This window comes from Methanobrevibacter wolinii SH (genome assembly GCF_000621965.1).
GTDB lineage: Archaea > Methanobacteriota > Methanobacteria > Methanobacteriales > Methanobacteriaceae > Methanarmilla > Methanarmilla wolinii.
In genome coordinates, this window is record NZ_JHWX01000022.1 from 1 (window position 1) to 19,619 (window position 19,619).

Consider the following 19,619-nt stretch of genomic DNA (forward strand, 5'->3'; position numbering starts at 1 on the left):
ATGATGTTTTAAGCTACTCATTAAACATATTTAAAAATAAAAATCAATTAAATAAAAATAAAAGATTATTTAAACGATTAAAAAAAGAATTAATCAGTAAACTCATGAATTGGAAACATTACAAACCAATAAGAGGTAAAATCGAAGATTATTTCAAAGTACTTAAAAATTCATTAGAAATGAGAAAAATACACAAATTTACACCAAAATCAGTAGAAAAAACCCTATATTTATATGTATTATTAGGAACAATACTCATACAGAACTCCGATACATCAAAAACAGGCCTACAAAAGCTATCACAAATGTGAAAAATTCAGGCCCCTAAATATTTAATAAAAAATCAAAAAATAAATAAAGTTATTAAAAATCAAATAAACAAATAATAAAAAAATATAAAGATTATCAAAAAACAGTAAAATAATATAAGTTTATTAAAAATATTTAAAAACAACAAAAAAGAGTACAAAAATAATAAAATTAAGTATTAAAACTTAATTTTTATTTTTCATTTCAGTATATCCACATTTACCGCAAGCGTATCTATCACCATGATCAGCCATAAATACTCCGCCACCACAACGAGGACATATTGGGTTTTTTCTAACTAATTTACCATCTTTAACTTCGTATAAACTAGATACTTTCATTAAAAATCCTCCACCTATTCTTCGTCTTCCTCAGAAGGTTCTTCAGAAGGTTCAGTATTTTTTAAAACAACACTTTCAGTTTCAATATAATCTAAATCATCTTTAGTTGCATAAACTTTAGCATAACCTAAAGCTTTAGGTTCACCATAAAATGGTTTAACAGTATCAACAACTAATAAATCTTTTTGTGAATCAAGCATAGCAACTAATTTATTTTTAATATCTAAAACTTTAGGAGTTGCTTCTCCTTCATAATTTACGAAAAATTTTACTTCATTCCTATTAAATATTTTATTTTCATTTTGTTCTATAATTTCTATATCCATAGTTAACCCTCTATTCTAATTAATTCATAAGGTTAGCTAATTTATCATAAGAGCAAATAAATTAAGGATTAAATCTCCTTAAAATCATTGATAAATTTTTCACCTTTATCTTTTAAATCGCCAGCATTTAGTAAAACTAAACCTTCATTTGGCTGTCCATATAATACAGTAGTATCTTCTGGAGCTAATTGAATAACAGGAAGAACAGCAAGATCTTCTTCCCCATCAACAACAATAAGATATTTTTCATTAGTCTTAATTGCTTGTTTAATAGCAAAATCTATGGTTTCCCATAGATTATCAGTAATAGTTCCAGCAGGATTTACTGCTGATAAAATATTATTAGTATAACTTATATTGGAATCATATGAATTTCTCTGAATTTGATTATCCATTAATGCAACATCTGGATAAATATCATGAGAAATAAGGTTTTTTAAAGTACAATCACCTGCAGAAATCAAAAAATTAGAAGATTTAATAATATCTAAAGCATCTTCAAAATTAGGATATAAATCACCTAATGGCTTTTTTAATTCCTGAATTAATTCAGTAGTAATTTGTAACAACTTAAATTCCCTCTAAAATAAATTATTTATAAATTATTTAATTTATTATTAATCATTATACATTAATAAGTATGTAATTAATCATATTTATAATTAAAGTATAATGATTAAATAAAAAGTTCTATAATAATTTAAAATTTAAATTAAATTATTTATTTAACTCTTAAAGCATATTCTCCAGGTAATGTAATATTTAATTCTTTAGCAACTTTAGAAGTTTCTGGATTTAAAACTATTAAAAGACCACTCCAATTATCAGAAGTTGGTACATTACCATGACATACAGGACATACTTCATTTTGAGTTATTCTTTTACATTTAGTACAAGCTCTTTCACTCATGAGTTATTCTTCCCTTTTTCATTTTCAATCCATTCGATTTTTCCTAAACCTGGTTGTCTCATTGTAAGACCAATTCTATTATTTCTAATAGATTTAGATTTAAGACTTAAAGCAATAATTCTAGCTCTAACTAAATCTTGCTCTTGAAGAATCTTATCTGATTCACTAGCAATAAGTGCTCCATTTTTAGGATCATAATTAATATAATCATCAGTTACCTGAGATACGTGAACTAAACCATCCATAGGTCCAATTCTTACAAATGCACCAAATTCAGCAATCTCAATAACTTGACCATAAACAATTTCTTGTTGTTCTGGTTTATAAAATACTGCAGAGAAAACAACATGATGATATGTAGCACCATCACCAATAATTAATTTACCTTCACCTATTTTATCAATAGAATAAACACAAATCAATAAACCTAATTCTTTATCTAATTGACCAATATAAAGATCATTAAGAATTTCTATTGCAACATCCTCAAGATTTTCTTCAAATTTATAAGGAGGAATCCTTACAGTATCCTCTATTTTTGTCTCATAATACAAAACAATCCCTCATTTTTCTTTAAGAATTTAAATAATTTATAAATAATTATAAACATGATTTTTGAATAAATTTAATTTAAAGATTTAATAATATTTAATAATATTTTAAAAATCTTATATAAATTTTTATGATATTAATATTTAATTTTAATTTGATTCTAAATATTAAATGAATAAAACAATAAAAATGACTTCTAATTTAATAATATAAATTAATTTATCTCAATATAACGTTTTTGACGTATATAAGCTACTTGAATAGATTTTCTTTTAGCTCGTTTTCTTAATTCTATATCATTTGTAGCAAGTATACGGGATTTTGATATTCTAAGAAGTGCATCATCAACAGTCTCTCCACTATTTGTTGAAATATCCATTATTTCAACATTATTTGATTTAAGATATTTTAAACCAAGAGCTGCCTCAGTCCTAACATGAGACTTCTTATTATTTTTTAAACCTTCTAGCTCCTTAATAACACATATTGGAGTTGTTAACTTATATGATGGCAAAATTTTTTTAAGCTCTTCAATAACATCAATATTAAATTGAAAAGGAGCCATAAAAAAATTAGTATCAATCACAACTTCATTTACCATTTAATGCCTTCTAGAAATATATTAAATTCTTATTTTTTAAAATTTAAGGAATTAAATAATTAAATAATAAATATTTAATTAATTAAATCATTTTTATTAAAATTCAAAAACAAGATTATAAAAAATCTAATTTATAATACCGAAACCAATTAATCTCCAACGAGCACCAACTCTACGACTTAAAGCTACTCTTGCACCTTTATCAGCACAAATTGGTAATTTTAATTTAACTTCAACTAATCCACCTTTAAGTGATGTAACAACACCAATAGTAGTGGTAGTTCCAGAGTTGATCATTAAAAGTTCTTTAAATTTAATTGGAGAAACTTCTCTTTCTTCTTTAGTACCTACAACACGTTCTAAAAGATTTACTTTCATTGAAAAATTAAATAAAACTGGTGGTAATTTTCCTTCTTTACCAACAACAGAACCATTTAATGAATCTGCTTTAGTTAATGATGGATCTAATTTAGTTGCAACACCAACAAGACCACCTGGAGAAACTTTTTCAACTTGTTCTCCTCCAGCTTCTAAACCAATAATTTCAGATACAAGTGGAACCCACTCAGAAGATTTATCATTATTAGCATTAATATCTACACCAGGTTTAATTTCAATAGTATCACCTAAATGGAGAGTACCTTGAACTAAAGTTCCACCAATAACTCCTCCTTTAATTTTTCCAGGAGAAGAACCAGGTTTATTAATATCAAAAGAACGAGCAACATACATTAATGGAGATTTTCTGACACTTCTTCTAGGTGTTTTGATTTTTTTATCGAGAGCTTCGATTAAAATATCCATATTTGCACCTTGTTGTGCAGAAATAGGTATTATAGGGGCATCTTCGGCACAGGTACCTTTTACAAACTCCTTAATTTCCTTATAACTTTCTATAGCTCTTTCTTTGGAAACAATATCAATTTTGTTTTGAACTACAATAATATTTTTAACTCCAATTACATCAAGAGCCATTAAATGCTCTTTAGTTTGAGGTTGTGGACAATATTCATTAGCAGCAATTACTAAAACAGCACCATCCATTATTGCAGCACCAGATAACATTGTAGCCATTAAAGTTTCGTGCCCTGGAGCATCTACAAATGAAACTTTTTTAATTACATCAGTTTTACTACCACAATGTTCACAAACTTCTTTAGTAGTATAACATTGAGGTTCATCACATTCAGGACATCTTCTTAAATCAATATCTGCATATCCTAAACGGATAGAGATACCTCTTTTTGTTTCTTCACTATGTGTATCAGTCCATACACCAGATAAAGCTTTGGTAAGTGTAGTTTTACCATGATCTACATGTCCTACTAAACCTATGTTAACATCAGCCTGTACTTTCACAGATTACACCTTACTTTAAATTAATAAAAATTTTAAAAATTAAAATTAAGAATAGTTAAAACTATTCTTCATCTTCTTCATCAGATCCTAAAATATCATCAAGAGATTTAGATCCACGACTTAAAACAATAGTGTTAATTTGAACAATATCATCAGAGATAGTATTTCCCCTAATTGTTTTTCTTCTTTTTTCTCCAGAAGTAGTAGGTTTGTATCCTACTCCACCAGATACTAAAGTTCTAATTCTTCTAGGTCCAGAGATATCTTTTCTCATAGCAAATCCGTTTTTATCTGATCCACCAGTGATTTTTAAATTGTATCCATCTAAACCAAGAATACTACCGTCAAAGTCATCACCGATTTTTAAACCATTAAGACTGGTATTATCGGTTTCTACTTGATAAGTAGTTTCTTTATCTGAAACAACAACTTTATATACCATGAATATTCCTCCTATTACATTTTTAAAATAAATATATGTTTACAAATGTTTTAAAATTCCCTTAATTAAATTAATAATAACCTAAAAAACATTTTAAGTTTTAACATCTTAAAGAAAATTCTAAAAATGAACTAAATAAATTGGAATAAAATATTTTAGATTCAATAATAATTAATGTGTTCGATATGATATGGTTATAATTCAATTAAGTTTCAAAAAGGCCTAATTTACCCCAATCAGGATCATTATTCCTTTTTATTTCTAAAAATTCATCTAAAGTTCTTAGTTCATCTTCAGTTAATTTATCTTTAAATTCACGATTAAGTACTTTGTAATGATTTTCAGGAATATCAATATACAATTCGTCACCTTCTTCAAAGTCTTTGCCAGCTACTGCATCAATAGCCATAGCAACTTTTTGACCACGAGTAACAGATTGTAAAGATTCACCATTATCTTCCATACTTTCTATTTTACCTACAGGGTGACCATTAGCATTTATTAATGGATAACCTGGTTTAATAGTACCGCTTAAAACCTCAACACCACAAATTGCAGGTTTACTTTGACGGAATATTAATTTAGGAATAGAATATATTTTACCTGGTTTAATAATAGCATTAAGATAAGCTTTACGCTCAGCTTCTTTTCTTTCTTCAACCCAAATAGTATAATCTTCAGTTAATTTATAAATAACTTCTCCAGAAAATACTTTAATATCAGATTCTTCTAAATCTTCTTTAGCTTTAGGATGTATACTTACATTAAATGCAAATATAACACCATGTTCAGGGTCTTCTTCTGCAGCAATTTGACCATTAATAATATCTCTTCTTGAGATATCACCTATATCTGCTGATCTAATAGGAACATCTATATCAGTTAAAAGACTAACAATAGCTTCAAGTGAACCTAAAGTATCTGCTTTAACTAATACTCCTTCATCTTCAGTATCAATAGTTACATCATCAATTTCTTTTTTAATTTGTTCTTCAACATCTTCATAATCATTTAATACTTGAAGTGGAGATCCTGAAATAACATCATCTAAATTAGGAGCTGAAATTTTAACTCCTGCAGCTGCAGTAACACTATCAATATGATCAAATTTATTCTTAGATTCTCTCATTTCCTCAAGAGGACGAGGTTTAAGAATAGATCTAATCTTAGTTGTTATAACATCACCAGGAACCATAAGCGCAATTTCATCATTAACCTTTAAAACACCATCATAAATAATAGCATCAATAGTTGTACCTAAACCAACTTCTTCTTTAACTTCAAGAACAGTTCCTTTAGCAGGAGCATCTTCATGAATTTCAAGTGATGAAATAAGATACTTTTGTGCAAGTCCAAGTAACATAGTAATAAGTTCAATAAGACCTTCACCAGTTTGAGCACTTATTGGTACAATAGCAATTTGAGATGCAAAATCACTTACACGATCAAATCTTTCAGACTGGAAACCTTCTTTATGTAAGATTCCAACTAATTCATAAATTTTCATCTCTAGCTCTTGTTGAACATTAGGAGCTTGATCTTTAAAACTTTTCATAAAAGATGAATTTTCATGAACTTCCCATCCAAACAATTTATCAATTTTATTAGCTGCTACTATAAATGGAGTTTTATATAATTTAAGAATATTTAAAGCTTCAAATGTTTGTGGTTTAAAACCCTCATTAACATCAACAATCAAAATAGCAAGATCTGCTAATGCTCCACCTCTTTTTCTTAAAGAAGTAAAAGCAGAATGTCCAGGAGTATCAATAAAGAAAAGACCTGGAATAGTATCAGTAATTGATAACTTCTTAATAAATGGTCCACAAATATTTTTAATTGTATCAATAGGTATCTCTGTTGCTCCAATATGTTGAGTAATTCCTCCAGCTTCTCTACTAGCTACAGTACTTCCTCTAATATTATCAAGCAATGTTGTTTTACCATGATCTACATGACCTAAAACTGAAACAATTGGTGATCGTATATTCATTTTTTATCTCACATTATTAATTATAATTTAAAATTTAAAAATAAATTTTAAGAAAAATTTATTGAAATAGGTTAACCTATTTGTAAAACCTAAGCATAACTATTCATAAATCCAACTATTGTCAGACATTGAATAATCAACAATTTCATCTTCATCAAAGAAAAGATTAATTTCTCTTTCAGCAGATTCAGGAGCATCAGATGCATGAATTATATTCCTTCCAGTATCCATACCAAAGTCTCCTCTAATAGTGCCAACATCAGCTTCTTGAGGGTTAGTTGCACCAACCATTTTTCTGATTACACTAATTGCTTCATCTCCTTCAATGACCATAGTAAGAACAGGTCCTGAAGTGATGTATTCAATTAATCCTTCAAAGAAAGGTTTATCTTTATGTTCACCATAATGTTCTTTTGCTAATTCTCCAGGAATCATCCTTAATTTCATAGCAACAATTTTTAAACCTTTTTCTTCAAAACGAGAAATAATTTTACCCATTAAACGACGACCTACTGCGTCAGGTTTTAACATAACATATGTTTTTTGAATCATTCTTTAACCCATTTAACTTTTCTTGGTACTCTACCAAGTTTAATCATATTTTTTTCACATTTAGTACTACAAAAGAAATAGATGGAACCATCTTTTTTAACATACATTTTTCCAGTACCATCATTTATTTCTTTACCACAGAATGAACAAGTTCTCATGTAAACACCTTCTTATAATACTATGGAGTTCTAATTTCTTTAGCTTCTCTAATAGTATCGAGTAACATTAAAACATCACCTTCTCTTACAGGGCCCATGATGTTTCTTGTTAAAATTCTTCCTTTATCTCTCCCATCGAGGATTCTGCATTTAACTTGCATAACCTCTCCAGTCATACCAGTTCTTTTAAGAACTTCAATGACTTCAGCTGGAGTTCCTTCTTCCATATAATCACCGTTTTTAACTAATTGAAAGACTAAGTCTTTCTACAGAGCTAAAAAAACCTAGTTTTTAAGTTCTGCTACTTTTTCAACAACTTCTTTTACTAAATCTTCAGCGTCTCCAGCATCAACAATACAAGCTGAAGCAGTACCAACAGTTAAACCTGCAGCTTCGCCTACTTGATCTTTAGTAGCTAAGTAAACATAAGGAATTTCTTTTTCTTCTGCGAGAACAGGAATGTGAGCTACGATTTCAGCAGGATCAACATCTTCTGCAATAACGACTAAATCTGCGTTACCTCTTTCAATAAATTTAGTTACTTCGTTAGTTCCTTTTGCAACTTTTCCTGTATTTTTTGCAGTTGTTAAAGCTTCTTGAGCTTTTTCAGCTATTTCTTCCGGTGTATCAAATTTTACATAAATTGGTTTTGCCATAATATTTACCTCCTTTTTCATCTGGTCATATACCATCCATCAGCAAATAAAATTATAAACAGTAACTGAATATAATAAACTTGCTTAAATTCTAAAAATCTTATTTTTTTATATTTTTAGAATGTAATAAAGTCTATAATTATCTTGAATATATCATATATCACTAAATAAAATCCCATAAAAAATAAAAATAGCAGGATTATATTTTCAATACTTATATTTATTATAAAAGTTAGTATCAAGAAACTTAATACTATAATTTAGTAATTAATGAAATTCTAGAAAACTAGACATTATAAACTTTAGTATTTCTACTTTATAAAGGTTTCCTATATCTCATAAATTCTATAGAAAAATATTAGTTAATTTTATATTAATTATAAATTTTATAAGATTATCAAAAAATAAAATCTTAAATTCATAAAAAATCTAAAAACTAAAAAAAAGTATAAACTTAAACATCAAATAAATTTTGAAGGCTTAGGAACTTAAGATAAAGTTAAAACTAACCCTCCAAATTAAAAATCGTAAAAAAATCAATTACATATTTAACTTATAAATTTTTACAAGCTAATTTAATATCTTCAGCTTTGACAGTTTTTCTACCAGCATGTTTTGCATATCCAACTGCTTTTCTTGAAATTTCATGACCACAGTCTTCAATAGCATTAGCTAATTCAATTTTAGCATCATCACTTACTCTGTCAGCACCAGCATTTTTTAAAATTCTTCCTATAGGAGCTATTGGTAATTCCATATTTTCACCTCAATTTTTGTTAATAATATTTAATCTATTTTAATATATAAATCTATTGTTTAAATAGTGTTTATTTTAGTAAATTTATAATAATAATTAACTATTGTTTTAAAATATAAACACAATTTTTTTAAAAAGTATATACAAAAAAAATTTTAAATATAAGTAAAAAATAGGAAAAATAAAAAAATCAACATTTAAATCTGTTAAAAATAAGTAAAAGTTAATACAAAAAACTAAAAATATAGAAATTTATTAATAAAAAACAAAAATTAACCGATATATGTTAAAATAAGAAAAAAATATATAATAAAATCAAAAACTAAACTTCAAAAAACTTCTAAAAAAAATAAAACAAAATATAAACTAAAAATAAAATTAGTATATATAATATAATTAAATATCTAAAATGATATAAAATTAGCTTTGTTGAAATTCTCAAAATCTTTTGAATAAATTTTCTCAAAAATTGATTTAAAATCATTAATACCCTTAAATTTTTATAAAAAATAGTTTCAACAAACCATAACACTTTTAAAAAACTAAAGAATAAAATCAATTAAAATTTATTTTATTTAAATATTTGAAAAAATATTATTAAAAATAAACAATAAATAATCAAAATCATAAAAAGACAAAATGATTTAAAAAAATCAAAGAATTAAACTATTAAATATTCATTTTAGTTTAAAATATACCTTCAATTATAAAAAATATTATTTTGGTAATTTATAATGTTTAAAAATAATAAAAATAGCTAGAAATTATAAAAAATATTATTTTGGTAATTTATAATGTTTAAAAATAATAAAAATAGCTAGAAATTATAAAAAATAAGTATTAAATTAAAAAAATAAAAAAAAAGAAAATTTAATGTTTGTTAACAATTAAATCTCTTAAAGTATCAATATCAGCACTTACTTTAGTAGGTTCAACAGATGCTTTAATAGCTGTATCAGGATCTTTTAAAACATGACCAGTTACAACACAAACAACTTTTTCACCTTTTTCTACTACACCATCATCTACTAATTTTCTTAAACCAGCAATAGAAGCAGCAGAAGCAGGTTCTACACCAATACCTTCAGTTCTTGCTAAATATTTTTGAGCATCAAGAATTTGATCATCACTAACTGTTTCACAGTATCCATCAGAATCATAGATAGCATGAAGTGCTTTAATACTTGATACTGGAGCACCAATACGAATAGCAGTTGCAATTGTTTCTGGGTTTTCAACAGGCTCCATTTTCATACTGTGTTTTCTAAATGCATGAGCAATAGGTGCTGCACCTTCAGCTTGAATACCAGTCATCATTGGTAAATCTTTAATAAAACCAGCATTATAAAATTCAGAAATACCTTTCCAAATAGCTGAAATATTTCCTGCATTACCTACTGGTAAAATAATTCTATCAGGTGATTTCCAACCTAAATCATTTACAATTTCATAACCAATAGTTTTTTGACCTTCTAATCTAAATGGGTTAATTGAATTTAATAAGTATAAATGTTTTTCACGAGCAAGTTGAGTCATTGCTTTAAGAGCTTCATCAAAATTACCATCAATTGAGAAAACTTCAGCACCATGGAACATAGCTTGTGCAAGTTTACCTAATGCAACTTTACCTTGAGGTAAAAATACAATACATCTTAATCCTCCACGAGCAGCATAAGCCGCAAGAGAAGCAGATGTATTACCTGTTGAAGCACATCCTACTGTATGAACTCCTAATTCCATAGCTTTAGTCATACCTACAGTCATACCTCTATCTTTAAAACTACCAGTAGGGTTGGATCCTTCAACTTTAACATATAAATCTACACCTAATTCATCACCTAATTTATCACAGTGAACAAATGGTGTTCCACCTTCATCTAAAGATACAATTTTATTTTCATCTACAGGAATACATTCTTTATATTTCCATACATTTTGACGACGTCCATCAAATATACTTTTATCTACATCGAAATCAGGTACTGCTTCTAAAATAGAACCACATTTTGGACAAGTATATATGATTTCATCATCTGGAAATTCTTCACCACATGATACACATCTTATCATAATATCACTTAATAAATAATATAATAAATTTTAATTTGAATAAATTGTTGAAAATTTATTTTAAAAATAATTGTTAAATTTTAAAATTAAATATTATAATTTAAATTTAGTATTAAAAGTAATAAAATTTCAACATATAAGTTATCTTTAATATTTATGTTTTTTTAATTATATAAACTATTTTTTAAAATAGGAAAAATTAATAAAAATTAGTCTGTTGAAAACTATTTTTTATAAAAATTTAAACTTAGTTAATAATTGAAAATCAATTTTAAGAAAGTTTATTTATAAAAATTTAAGAAATTTCAACAAAGCCTAAAAATTAAGAATAATTTAAAAATAATTATTTAGTAAATTTTAAAATAAAAAAATAAAATAATAAATTATCTTAAATGGTAAACAGCAATAAGATGTTTAGCTAAAGCTGAAGTTATGTAAACTTCAATATATGCTGCAATCATCAATAATATAATAGATATTATTAATATAATCAATGATTGAACTAAAATCTTATTATGTTGACTAAATGATATAGATACTCTTGTCTTAAAAGACAATTTATCATTTTTATTATAATCAAATCCTTTTGTATTAACATAATGATGATTAATATAATGCTCATCTGGACTATATATATTTTTAATAAATTTATATACAAATTTAAATAAGGTAAATCCAGCAGTAGCTGAAAGTATTAATGCAGGAATTTCAAATATTCCATGAGGTATAATATATAAAAATACTATTAAAAAAGGACCTTTACCTAAAAAGTATCCTATAATCATACCATTAACAATCATCATCAATGCAGTTAAAATACCAAATAAAATACCTGCGAAATACATTCTTAAACCAACTGAAAAATTATTTAAGAATATTGAATCATAGGTTATTTTAATTTGACCTGCAAGAATCTGTTTTTTTAATTCTTTAATAAATGGTCCTACAATAGGTTCTAAATTTGAAGCAAAAACCATAGCTAATATTGTAGATATTAAAAATAACATTATAGAAATTAATAATAACCATTTATTATCAATGAATGCTTCTTTAATACTAATCCAAATAAGTTTACAAGATTCTTTAAATGAATTATTCAAATTATCACAACTTTTAATTAATCAAGTATTGTTTCTGCAATTTCATGAGCTTCTTCTTGTTTAGAATGATGATTATCTAAAAACTCTTCTAAAAGTTCACATGTTTTATTTTTACATACTCCACATAAAAGTGTACCATTTAAACATTCATCTCTAATTTTTTTAAGCTCATTATCATCATCAATTAAATGATATAAAAGCATTTCAAAAATAACACATTGATCTGGTTGTCCACCTTTTTCTTTTTGTTCAGCTAAAGATTCTCTTCCACCAGTTTTTGCAGATTTTAATTTCTTAACAGCATCTTTAGTTGAATCATTTAAATAAATAGCAGTTTTTGGTTTACTTGATGACATTTTATCCCCAGTTAAACCAGTTAAAAATCTATGATAAGTACTTGATGGTATAATAAAACCTAATTCATCTTTAAGTTTATTTGTAATATCCCTTGTAAGTCTAAGATGAGGATCTTGATCTATACCTACAGGTACAAGAGTATTAATTGGACCACCATTTTCTTCAACTTGAGGCATTAAAATATCAGCCACTTGAATAAGTGGAGAATTAACATGTGCTAAGTTTGTAGATGGAGTAAAACCATAAATAGCTTTCATTTCATTAAAATTTGCTTTAAGAGATGCTCTAAATGATAAATTATGTAATATACTGTTTTTTGATTGAAGATAAACATTAATATCATCTGATGTAAGGTCAAGACCTAATGCAATATAATTTGTTAAATATTCATCAATAGCTAATTGTTTACCTTTCTCAAAACTAATACCTCGTGCAGCATATGCCTCTAAATCTGCAATAGGAATTGATAATTTTGCACCTTGATTATGATACCATATTAATTGATCAATAACCATTTTATGGCCAATATGCATTGGACCTGAAGGCATCATACCAGTAACAACTGCAAATGGTTTATTTGAATTTATTAATTTAATTATTTCACCAAAATCTCTATGACCAAAAATTATTCCTCTTCTCATTAATCTATGTGGATTCTTAATTTTTTTAAGTTCCTCTTCAAAATCTTGAATACCAAATTGTTTTATAATTTTATCATAATCAAATGAATCTGCTGTCCATGGGTCTAACAAATAAATCACCTAATAATAATTAAACTCATTAATATAATTTAATAATCTTTATAATTTAAGAATATAAGTATTATTGAAACTAATTATACTTCTAATTTAAAAATACAAATATAATAAATATTATTGAAACTACTACTTATACTTCTAATTTAAGAATATAAGTATTATTGAAACTAATTATAAATAAAATAACTTAACTAAAAATTAATTTAAATGAATGTTGAAAAACTATTTTATAAAATTTAAATTTAAATATATTATCTTAATAAATATTCTAAACTCCAAGATTAATTATCTTAAAATAAATATTTTTAGATTTCAACAAGACCAATTTAAAAAAAAAGTTAAAAATTAAAAATTAAGGTCTAGTCCACTGTACATTATAATAAGTAATATCTTGATCATCATCAACTACTGCAAGTAAAAGATTTTTATTTACACCATGAGCTACCCTAATATAACTTGAAAAATTTAATGCATTAATTTCATATTTTTCATAAATAACTTTAACAAGATAATTAGAATGTCCTTTACCTGGAGCTAAACCTCTTTCATATAACCTAAAATCAGAACCATATTTAAATCCTGTTTTAATTACATATCCTCTATTTTTAAGGTCCCTATAAACTAAATATTTACCATAAATATTTTTTTCTTTAATTAAAGAGATTATATAAGCAAAATCACATTTAACATCATTCTCATAAATATTTAAACGATTGTTCTCCATTAAATAAGTTGCTTCTATAATAGAAAGCTCTAAAGCTGTTTCTGTAAGTTTACCAAAATGACTTTTTTCATTTAAAGTTATTGGTTTTCTAGAAGACTCAGTTATAGGAACAGTTACAATATCATTATATAAATCTCCACGCATATTTCCACCTTAAAAATTATTAAAAAATATATAAAAATTAAAATTTTAAATAAAACACAAACATCCTACCTAAAACAATAATCCATAAAAATTAAAATTTTAAATAAAACACAAACATCCTACCTAAAACAATAATCCATAAAAATTAAAATTTTAAATAAAAATAAAATACTCTATTTAAAAAAATATTATATAGTATATTTTTTATTTAATTATATAAATAAAAGTTTAGTTTTTAATTAAAAATAAAAAGTTTAAGATTAAATTATAAAAGATTAAAAAAAAAATCTATAAATAAAAACAAAAATAAAATTAAATTAATATGACAAGATTGTTGAAATATTTTAATATATAATAAATTTACTTTAAATTTAAAAAGAATATATAATAATTCAAAAATTAGAATACAAGCTCCTAAAAATAAAAAAGGAAAGAATTAAATGACAGTTAATTTAAATAAAAAAGAAAGAAATAAAATACTCATACTATTTCTTATTGGAATATTCATGGGTTGTCTTGATATGGGTATTGTTGGACCTGTACTTTCACCAATACAAAATGCTTTTCATGTAACATCAAGAGAATCATCATGGATATACACAGTATATATTATTGCATTTATGATTGGTTCACCAATTATGGCTAAATTTTCAGATTTTTATGGTCAAAGAAAATTATACCTTATAGACATAGCATTATTTGGTTTAGGTTCAGCAATAATTTCAATTGCACCATCAATGGAAATAATATTTATTGGAAGAATAATACAGGGATTTGGTGCTGGAGGAATATTTCCAGTAGCAGGATCATTTATTGGAGACTATTTCCCAATAGAATCTAGAGGAACAGCACTTGGAATAATAGGTGCAACTTTTGGACTTTCAACAGTTGCTGGACCATTAGTAGGAGCAGCAATTATACCATTTGGATGGAATTGGTGTTTTGCAATAAATATACCAATAGCAATAATATTATTAATTTTATGTTATTTCCTACTACCTCAATTTGAACAATCTAATCATTTAGATATAGATTGGAGTGGAATAGTCTTACTAATCATATGTAGTACATTATTTGCTTATGGATTAAATCAAATAGATTCAGCAAATTTTATTAACAGTTTATTCTCAGTAAAAGTATTACCTTATTTAATATTATTTATAATATTATTGCCAATATTCATTAAAGTAGAAAAAAGAGCAAGTGAATCTATTGTTCCAATATACTTATTTAAAAATAGTGAGATATCAACAGCATCAATCCTTGTAATTTGTGAAGGAATAATAAATGCTGCAACAATATTTGTACCTTCACTTGCAATGATATCATTAGGTTATAATAATGAACTTGCAAGTTTAATGTTAATTCCACTTGTAGGTGCTAATGCAATTGCTGCACCAATACTTGGGAAATTTTTATTTAAATTAGGTTATAAGATAATGATGGTAATTGGTACATTTATATTAAGTATAGGTCTTGTAATGCTTGGATTATTATCTACAAATTTTTATCTCTTTTTAATTGCAGATATTTTAATAGGTCTTGGTATGGTAACACTAATTGGAGCACCAATGAGATTCCTTATTATGTGTGAAACTGGACATGGTGAAAGAGGAGTAGGTCAAGCAATTATTAATATGATGGCTTCATTTGGACAATTAATTGGTGGAGCACTTATAGGTGGAATAATTGCATCATATAATAATACAATATTCGGATATACTGCTGCATTAATAACTTCTGCAGTATTTGGAGTAATTGCCTTTATATTCACTATGCGTTTAAAAGAAAGAGATGATGAAATAGCAACAATGAAAGCAAATTCATAAAAAGCCATGAAAAATACTAAAAACTATAAAAACAAATAAAAACCACAAAAACAGCAAAATACAAAAACAAATAAAAAAAACAACAAAAATAACAAAAACCACAAAAAACAAGTTAACTAAAAAATATTTAAAAAAAGATAGTTATTTATAAATTTATAAATAATTATTTTTACTATTTTTAAAAATAAGATTAAAAACTAAAAATCTTATTAGTATTAATGTACCTTTAAAAAGATATTGTTTGCAATATCTCTTTTAATTGGAGTTTCTTTATCATCTACAGTAATAATTAAATAATCTTTTGAATTATCTTTAGTAATAATTCCAATTTTAGAACCCATAGTAATATGTAACTCTAAAACATTAGCAAGTTCTAATACATTTCCACGAATAAATGAAACTATACCAGAATTACCTTCTTTAACTTGAGTAATTGATAAAAGATTTGAGTCTCTTAAACCTATTTCTTCTACATCTTTTGAATAATTACGACATTCTTCACAATTTTTAAAATCGAAATCACAAGCAGGTATTATATTACCATCAGGACATAAATCAGGTTCTTTTAACATGAGACACATAGCTCTTTCAGCTTCATCAGAAAGAGAATGTTCCATTTCACAAGCTTGAACATGTAAATTTTCAAATTTAATTCCTAAAACATCTTTTAAAAATAATTCAAGAATCCTATGTTTCCTTGTAATTTTTTGAGCAATTTTACTTCCTTTTGGAGTGAGAGTTGCACCTTTATATGGAATATAATTAACATATCCTAATTTTTCTAATTTTTTAAGCATTTGAGTAACACTACCTGGTGCTACACCAAGATTTTTTGATAAAGTTGTAGTGGAAACATGATCAGAAACACATCCAAATTTATATAATGTCTCTAAATATTCTTCAATGTTTTCACTTATTTCTTTTTTTGGCATAATAATACTCCCTTAATAAAAAAATATGATTAAAAATTTAATAATTATTTATATATTAATAAAACTAATATAAAAAGTTTTAGTTTACCTAAAAACAGAATAAGAAAAATAATCTAAGTTAAAAATAAGTAAAAATTAATTAAGTAAATAAAAAATAAAATTTTAAAAAAAAAAATAATAGAAAATTAAATAAATAAAAATTTAAGAGGAAAAATCCTCTTAAATCACTTGTTTAAATATTTAACTTTTATTCTAGAATGGTAAAGTAGTATATCTATTATATATTGTTGCAGTAGCTGTATTCCAATTATTAATTACACCAAAAGTGTTTCTTGTAGAAATACAATCTGCAGAATACCATTGACCATTTACATATACTTCAGTCCAAACATGACCATACCAACCATCACTAAAGTGACAGTAACCGTGAACATAACGTATAGTTACTCCAACAGCACGACACATAGCAACATAAAGGTTAGATTGATCACAACAATTACCACTTCTTTTAGTTAAAGTTAAAGCTGCACCTTGTTGGGAATTATAATAATAATCATATACGACATTATCTCTTACCCAATTAAACATAGCAACAGCCTTATCATAATCTGAACTAAGACCAGAAGTTAAACTTACTGCAAGAGCAGTAATAGATGAAGTATTTGCACTACTACTTCCACCATTTGAATCGGTAGTATCAATTACAACATAATTTGGTAACTGATTATTGTTTCCATAATATGCAAGAACTCTACTAAATGCTTCAATTAAAGCATTATATGAAACTTTTCCAATAGCAGTAGTTGAATAATTAGGACCTTGTTCATAATTTAAAATAAACTTATAAGTCCTAGTAGCAGAATCAACATAATCTATTCTGTTTAAATTTTCACTAATTGAGTCTCCAGTATCTGGAGATGAAGGTTCATCTAATGAATCGATAATAGCAATATTAGAAGTATTTCCAGAGTCTAATTGTGAGATAGCTTTAGATTCATAATATAAGAATTGTGCTAAACTAAGTTTAACAGAACCAATACTAATAGTACTTGGAAGTTTATCATTAGTAGCATAATATTCTTTTACAACCTTAGCAGCATCAATAATTTGAGCAATAGTGAAATATTTAGAGTTTGAAGTATTAGTATTTGAATTATTAACAGTTGTTGTAATATTATTTTTAATATTAATATAACTTGGTAACTGATTATTTGTTCCATAATAATCAAGAACTACACTAAAAGCACCTATCAATATATTATAGGAAACTCTTCCAAGTGTAGTAGTTGAATAATTAGGACCTTGTTCATAATTTAAAATAAACTTATAAGTCCTAGTAGCAGAATCAACATAATCTTCCTTAGTTAAATTACCGTTAACTGAATCTCCTAAGTTTGGAGAAGATGGTTCATCTAAAGAACTAATAATAACAATATTAACATTATTACCAGAACTTAATTGACTAATAGCCCTAGACTCATAATACAAGAACTGAGCTAAACTAAGTTTAACAGAACCAACAGTAACAGTACTTGGAAGTTTACCATTATTAGCATAATATTCTTTTACAACTTTAGTAGCATCAATAATCTGATTAATACTTAAACTAGTTGGTACTACATCAACTACATGTATTTTAGAAGTACCATTAGATCCTGGATAATTATTGTTAGCTATGAAACTATAAGTTATAGTATAATCTCCAGAATTTAAATTAATAGTCAAACTTGCAACACCATTAGAGTTAGTAGTTGCATTATAAATAATATTACTATTATTTAATTTAAATTGAACATTTTGATTAGCAATAGCATTACCAAATGCATCTTTTAAAGTAACATTAAATTTAGCACCAGATTTAGTAGTTGTGTTTAAATCTTTTCCACTTATAGTAGTTAGATTTTTAATAACTTTAATAACAGTAGATCCATTTGAGGATAATTTACTATTAGAATCTGTATATGAATATGAAACATTATAATTTCCATTATTTAATACAGGGATAACAATATAAACAATACCATTATTATCGGTTACTAAATTATAAACACGATTGTTTAAATTAACAATAACACTTTTATTATTAACAGCATTACCTAAAACATCTTTTAAAGCAAGACTGAATTTATTACCTTCAACATAAGTACCATTTACACCAGTAGATACTACAGTAAAGTAAGTGTAATTTTCAACAACTTCATTAGTATTTACTACTATACTAGTTGGTAATTTATTAGTGTTACCATAAGATACAAGAATACTTGCGAAAGTTTCTATTAATTTATTATAAGATACTCTTCCAAGTGTAGTAGTTGAATAATTAGGACCCTGATTATAATTTAAAATAAACTTATAAGTCCTAGTAGCAGAATCAACATATCCAGATTTAGTTAAGTTACCATTAATTGAATCTCCTAAATTAGGACTAGAAGGTTCACTTAAAGACTTAATAACCGCAATATTAGCAGTACTACCAGAATTTAATTGTGAGATAGCTCTAGACTCATAATATAAAAATTGAGCTAAACTAACTTTCACAGAACCAATAGTAACAGAACTAGGCAACTTACCATTAGCAACATAATAAGCCCTAACAGTCTTAGCAGCACTAACAATCTGACTAACACTAAATGAACTTACAGTAGCAGAACTTGTAGGTGTAGTTGTCTTAGAATTATACTTAACAGTCACATAACTTGGCAACTGATTATTAGTCCCATAATAATCAAGAACAGCGCTAAAAGCCTCA

Annotated in this window: 21 protein-coding genes and 1 pseudogene; 2 read left to right on the forward strand and 20 right to left on the reverse strand. The window is 25.8% G+C overall.

Going from position 1 to position 19,619, the window contains the following annotated elements:
• Nucleotides 1–311, forward strand: a pseudogene (locus T523_RS03335) (hypothetical protein); the annotation flags it as partial.
• A 183-nt stretch (nt 312–494) separates the two neighbouring features.
• Here the strand turns inward: T523_RS03335 and T523_RS03340 are convergent.
• The 18 genes from T523_RS03340 to endA form a co-directional block, all read right to left on the reverse strand.
• The gene (locus tag T523_RS03340) at nt 495–650 is read right to left on the reverse strand and encodes a 30S ribosomal protein S27ae (RefSeq protein WP_042707513.1); all 156 of its coding nucleotides are present in this window, start codon (nt 648–650) and stop codon (nt 495–497) included.
• Nucleotides 651–664: 14 nt separating this feature from the next.
• A complete protein-coding gene (locus tag T523_RS03345) occupies nt 665–976 on the reverse strand; it encodes a 30S ribosomal protein S24e (RefSeq protein ID WP_042707514.1) in 312 nt (103 codons plus the stop codon).
• Nucleotides 977–1,044: 68 nt separating this feature from the next.
• Nucleotides 1,045–1,545: a GTP-dependent dephospho-CoA kinase family protein gene (locus T523_RS03350; RefSeq protein WP_042707515.1), complete on the reverse strand. Its 501-nt coding sequence runs from the start codon at nt 1,543–1,545 to the stop codon at nt 1,045–1,047.
• Nucleotides 1,546–1,697: 152 nt separating this feature from the next.
• Nucleotides 1,698–1,886: a transcription elongation factor subunit Spt4 gene (spt4, locus tag T523_RS03355; RefSeq protein WP_042707516.1), complete on the reverse strand. Its 189-nt coding sequence runs from the start codon at nt 1,884–1,886 to the stop codon at nt 1,698–1,700.
• On the reverse strand, nt 1,883–2,440 hold the full coding sequence (locus tag T523_RS03360; RefSeq protein ID WP_042707517.1) for a DNA-directed RNA polymerase: 558 nt from the start codon (nt 2,438–2,440) through the stop codon (nt 1,883–1,885). The genes spt4 and T523_RS03360 overlap by 4 nt, the downstream gene beginning before the upstream one ends.
• Nucleotides 2,441–2,652: 212 nt before the next feature.
• Nucleotides 2,653–3,039 carry a type II toxin-antitoxin system VapC family toxin gene (locus T523_RS03365; protein ID WP_042707518.1) on the reverse strand — a complete coding sequence of 129 codons (387 nt, stop codon included), beginning with the start codon at nt 3,037–3,039 and terminating at the stop codon, nt 2,653–2,655.
• Between the two features lie 126 nt (nt 3,040–3,165).
• Entirely contained in the window at nt 3,166–4,398 is a 1,233-nt protein-coding gene (locus T523_RS03370; protein WP_042707519.1) for a translation initiation factor IF-2 subunit gamma, read from the reverse strand.
• A 61-nt stretch (nt 4,399–4,459) separates the two neighbouring features.
• Nucleotides 4,460–4,840 carry a 30S ribosomal protein S6e gene (locus tag T523_RS03375; RefSeq protein ID WP_042707520.1) on the reverse strand — a complete coding sequence of 127 codons (381 nt, stop codon included), beginning with the start codon at nt 4,838–4,840 and terminating at the stop codon, nt 4,460–4,462.
• 205 nt (nt 4,841–5,045) lie between these two features.
• Entirely contained in the window at nt 5,046–6,833 is a 1,788-nt protein-coding gene (gene infB, locus T523_RS03380) for a translation initiation factor IF-2 (protein WP_042707521.1), read from the reverse strand.
• Nucleotides 6,834–6,932: 99 nt separating this feature from the next.
• On the reverse strand, nt 6,933–7,385 hold the full coding sequence (ndk, locus tag T523_RS03385; RefSeq protein ID WP_042707522.1) for a nucleoside-diphosphate kinase: 453 nt from the start codon (nt 7,383–7,385) through the stop codon (nt 6,933–6,935).
• Nucleotides 7,382–7,543: a 50S ribosomal protein L24e gene (locus T523_RS03390; protein WP_042707523.1), complete on the reverse strand. Its 162-nt coding sequence runs from the start codon at nt 7,541–7,543 to the stop codon at nt 7,382–7,384. Before T523_RS03390 ends, ndk begins: the two co-directional genes overlap by 4 nt.
• A gap of 20 nt (nt 7,544–7,563) precedes the next feature.
• Nucleotides 7,564–7,770 carry a 30S ribosomal protein S28e gene (locus T523_RS03395; RefSeq protein ID WP_016358306.1) on the reverse strand — a complete coding sequence of 69 codons (207 nt, stop codon included), beginning with the start codon at nt 7,768–7,770 and terminating at the stop codon, nt 7,564–7,566.
• Between the two features lie 57 nt (nt 7,771–7,827).
• Nucleotides 7,828–8,199 (reverse strand): 50S ribosomal protein L7Ae, encoded by a 372-nt coding sequence (rpl7ae, locus tag T523_RS03400; protein WP_042707524.1) that lies wholly within the window; start codon nt 8,197–8,199, stop codon nt 7,828–7,830.
• Nucleotides 8,200–8,752: 553 nt separating this feature from the next.
• Nucleotides 8,753–8,956, reverse strand: a complete 204-nt coding sequence (locus T523_RS03405) for a histone family protein (RefSeq protein WP_042707525.1) — start codon at nt 8,954–8,956, stop codon at nt 8,753–8,755.
• An 870-nt stretch (nt 8,957–9,826) separates the two neighbouring features.
• Entirely contained in the window at nt 9,827–11,026 is a 1,200-nt protein-coding gene (gene thrC, locus T523_RS03410) for a threonine synthase (RefSeq protein ID WP_042707526.1), read from the reverse strand.
• Between the two features lie 383 nt (nt 11,027–11,409).
• A complete protein-coding gene (locus tag T523_RS03415; RefSeq protein ID WP_042707527.1) occupies nt 11,410–12,126 on the reverse strand; it encodes a stage II sporulation protein M in 717 nt (238 codons plus the stop codon).
• Nucleotides 12,127–12,143: 17 nt separating this feature from the next.
• Complete coding sequence (locus T523_RS03420; RefSeq protein ID WP_042707528.1) at nt 12,144–13,235, reverse strand: tryptophan--tRNA ligase; 1,092 nt, start codon at nt 13,233–13,235, stop codon at nt 12,144–12,146.
• Between the two features lie 358 nt (nt 13,236–13,593).
• Nucleotides 13,594–14,109: a tRNA-intron lyase gene (gene endA / locus T523_RS03425; RefSeq protein ID WP_042707529.1), complete on the reverse strand. Its 516-nt coding sequence runs from the start codon at nt 14,107–14,109 to the stop codon at nt 13,594–13,596.
• Between the two features lie 440 nt (nt 14,110–14,549).
• Here endA and T523_RS03430 point away from each other — a divergent pair, with 440 nt between their 5' ends.
• A complete protein-coding gene (locus T523_RS03430; protein WP_042707530.1) occupies nt 14,550–15,938 on the forward strand; it encodes an MFS transporter in 1,389 nt (462 codons plus the stop codon).
• Nucleotides 15,939–16,153: 215 nt separating this feature from the next.
• Here T523_RS03430 and T523_RS03435 read toward each other — a convergent pair whose 3' ends face one another.
• Nucleotides 16,154–16,870: a metal-dependent transcriptional regulator gene (locus T523_RS03435; protein WP_042707531.1), complete on the reverse strand. Its 717-nt coding sequence runs from the start codon at nt 16,868–16,870 to the stop codon at nt 16,154–16,156.
• A 252-nt stretch (nt 16,871–17,122) separates the two neighbouring features.
• The coding region (locus T523_RS03440) for a pseudomurein-binding repeat-containing protein (protein WP_198016022.1) at nt 17,123–19,619 on the reverse strand (2,497 nt) is incomplete at its 5' end.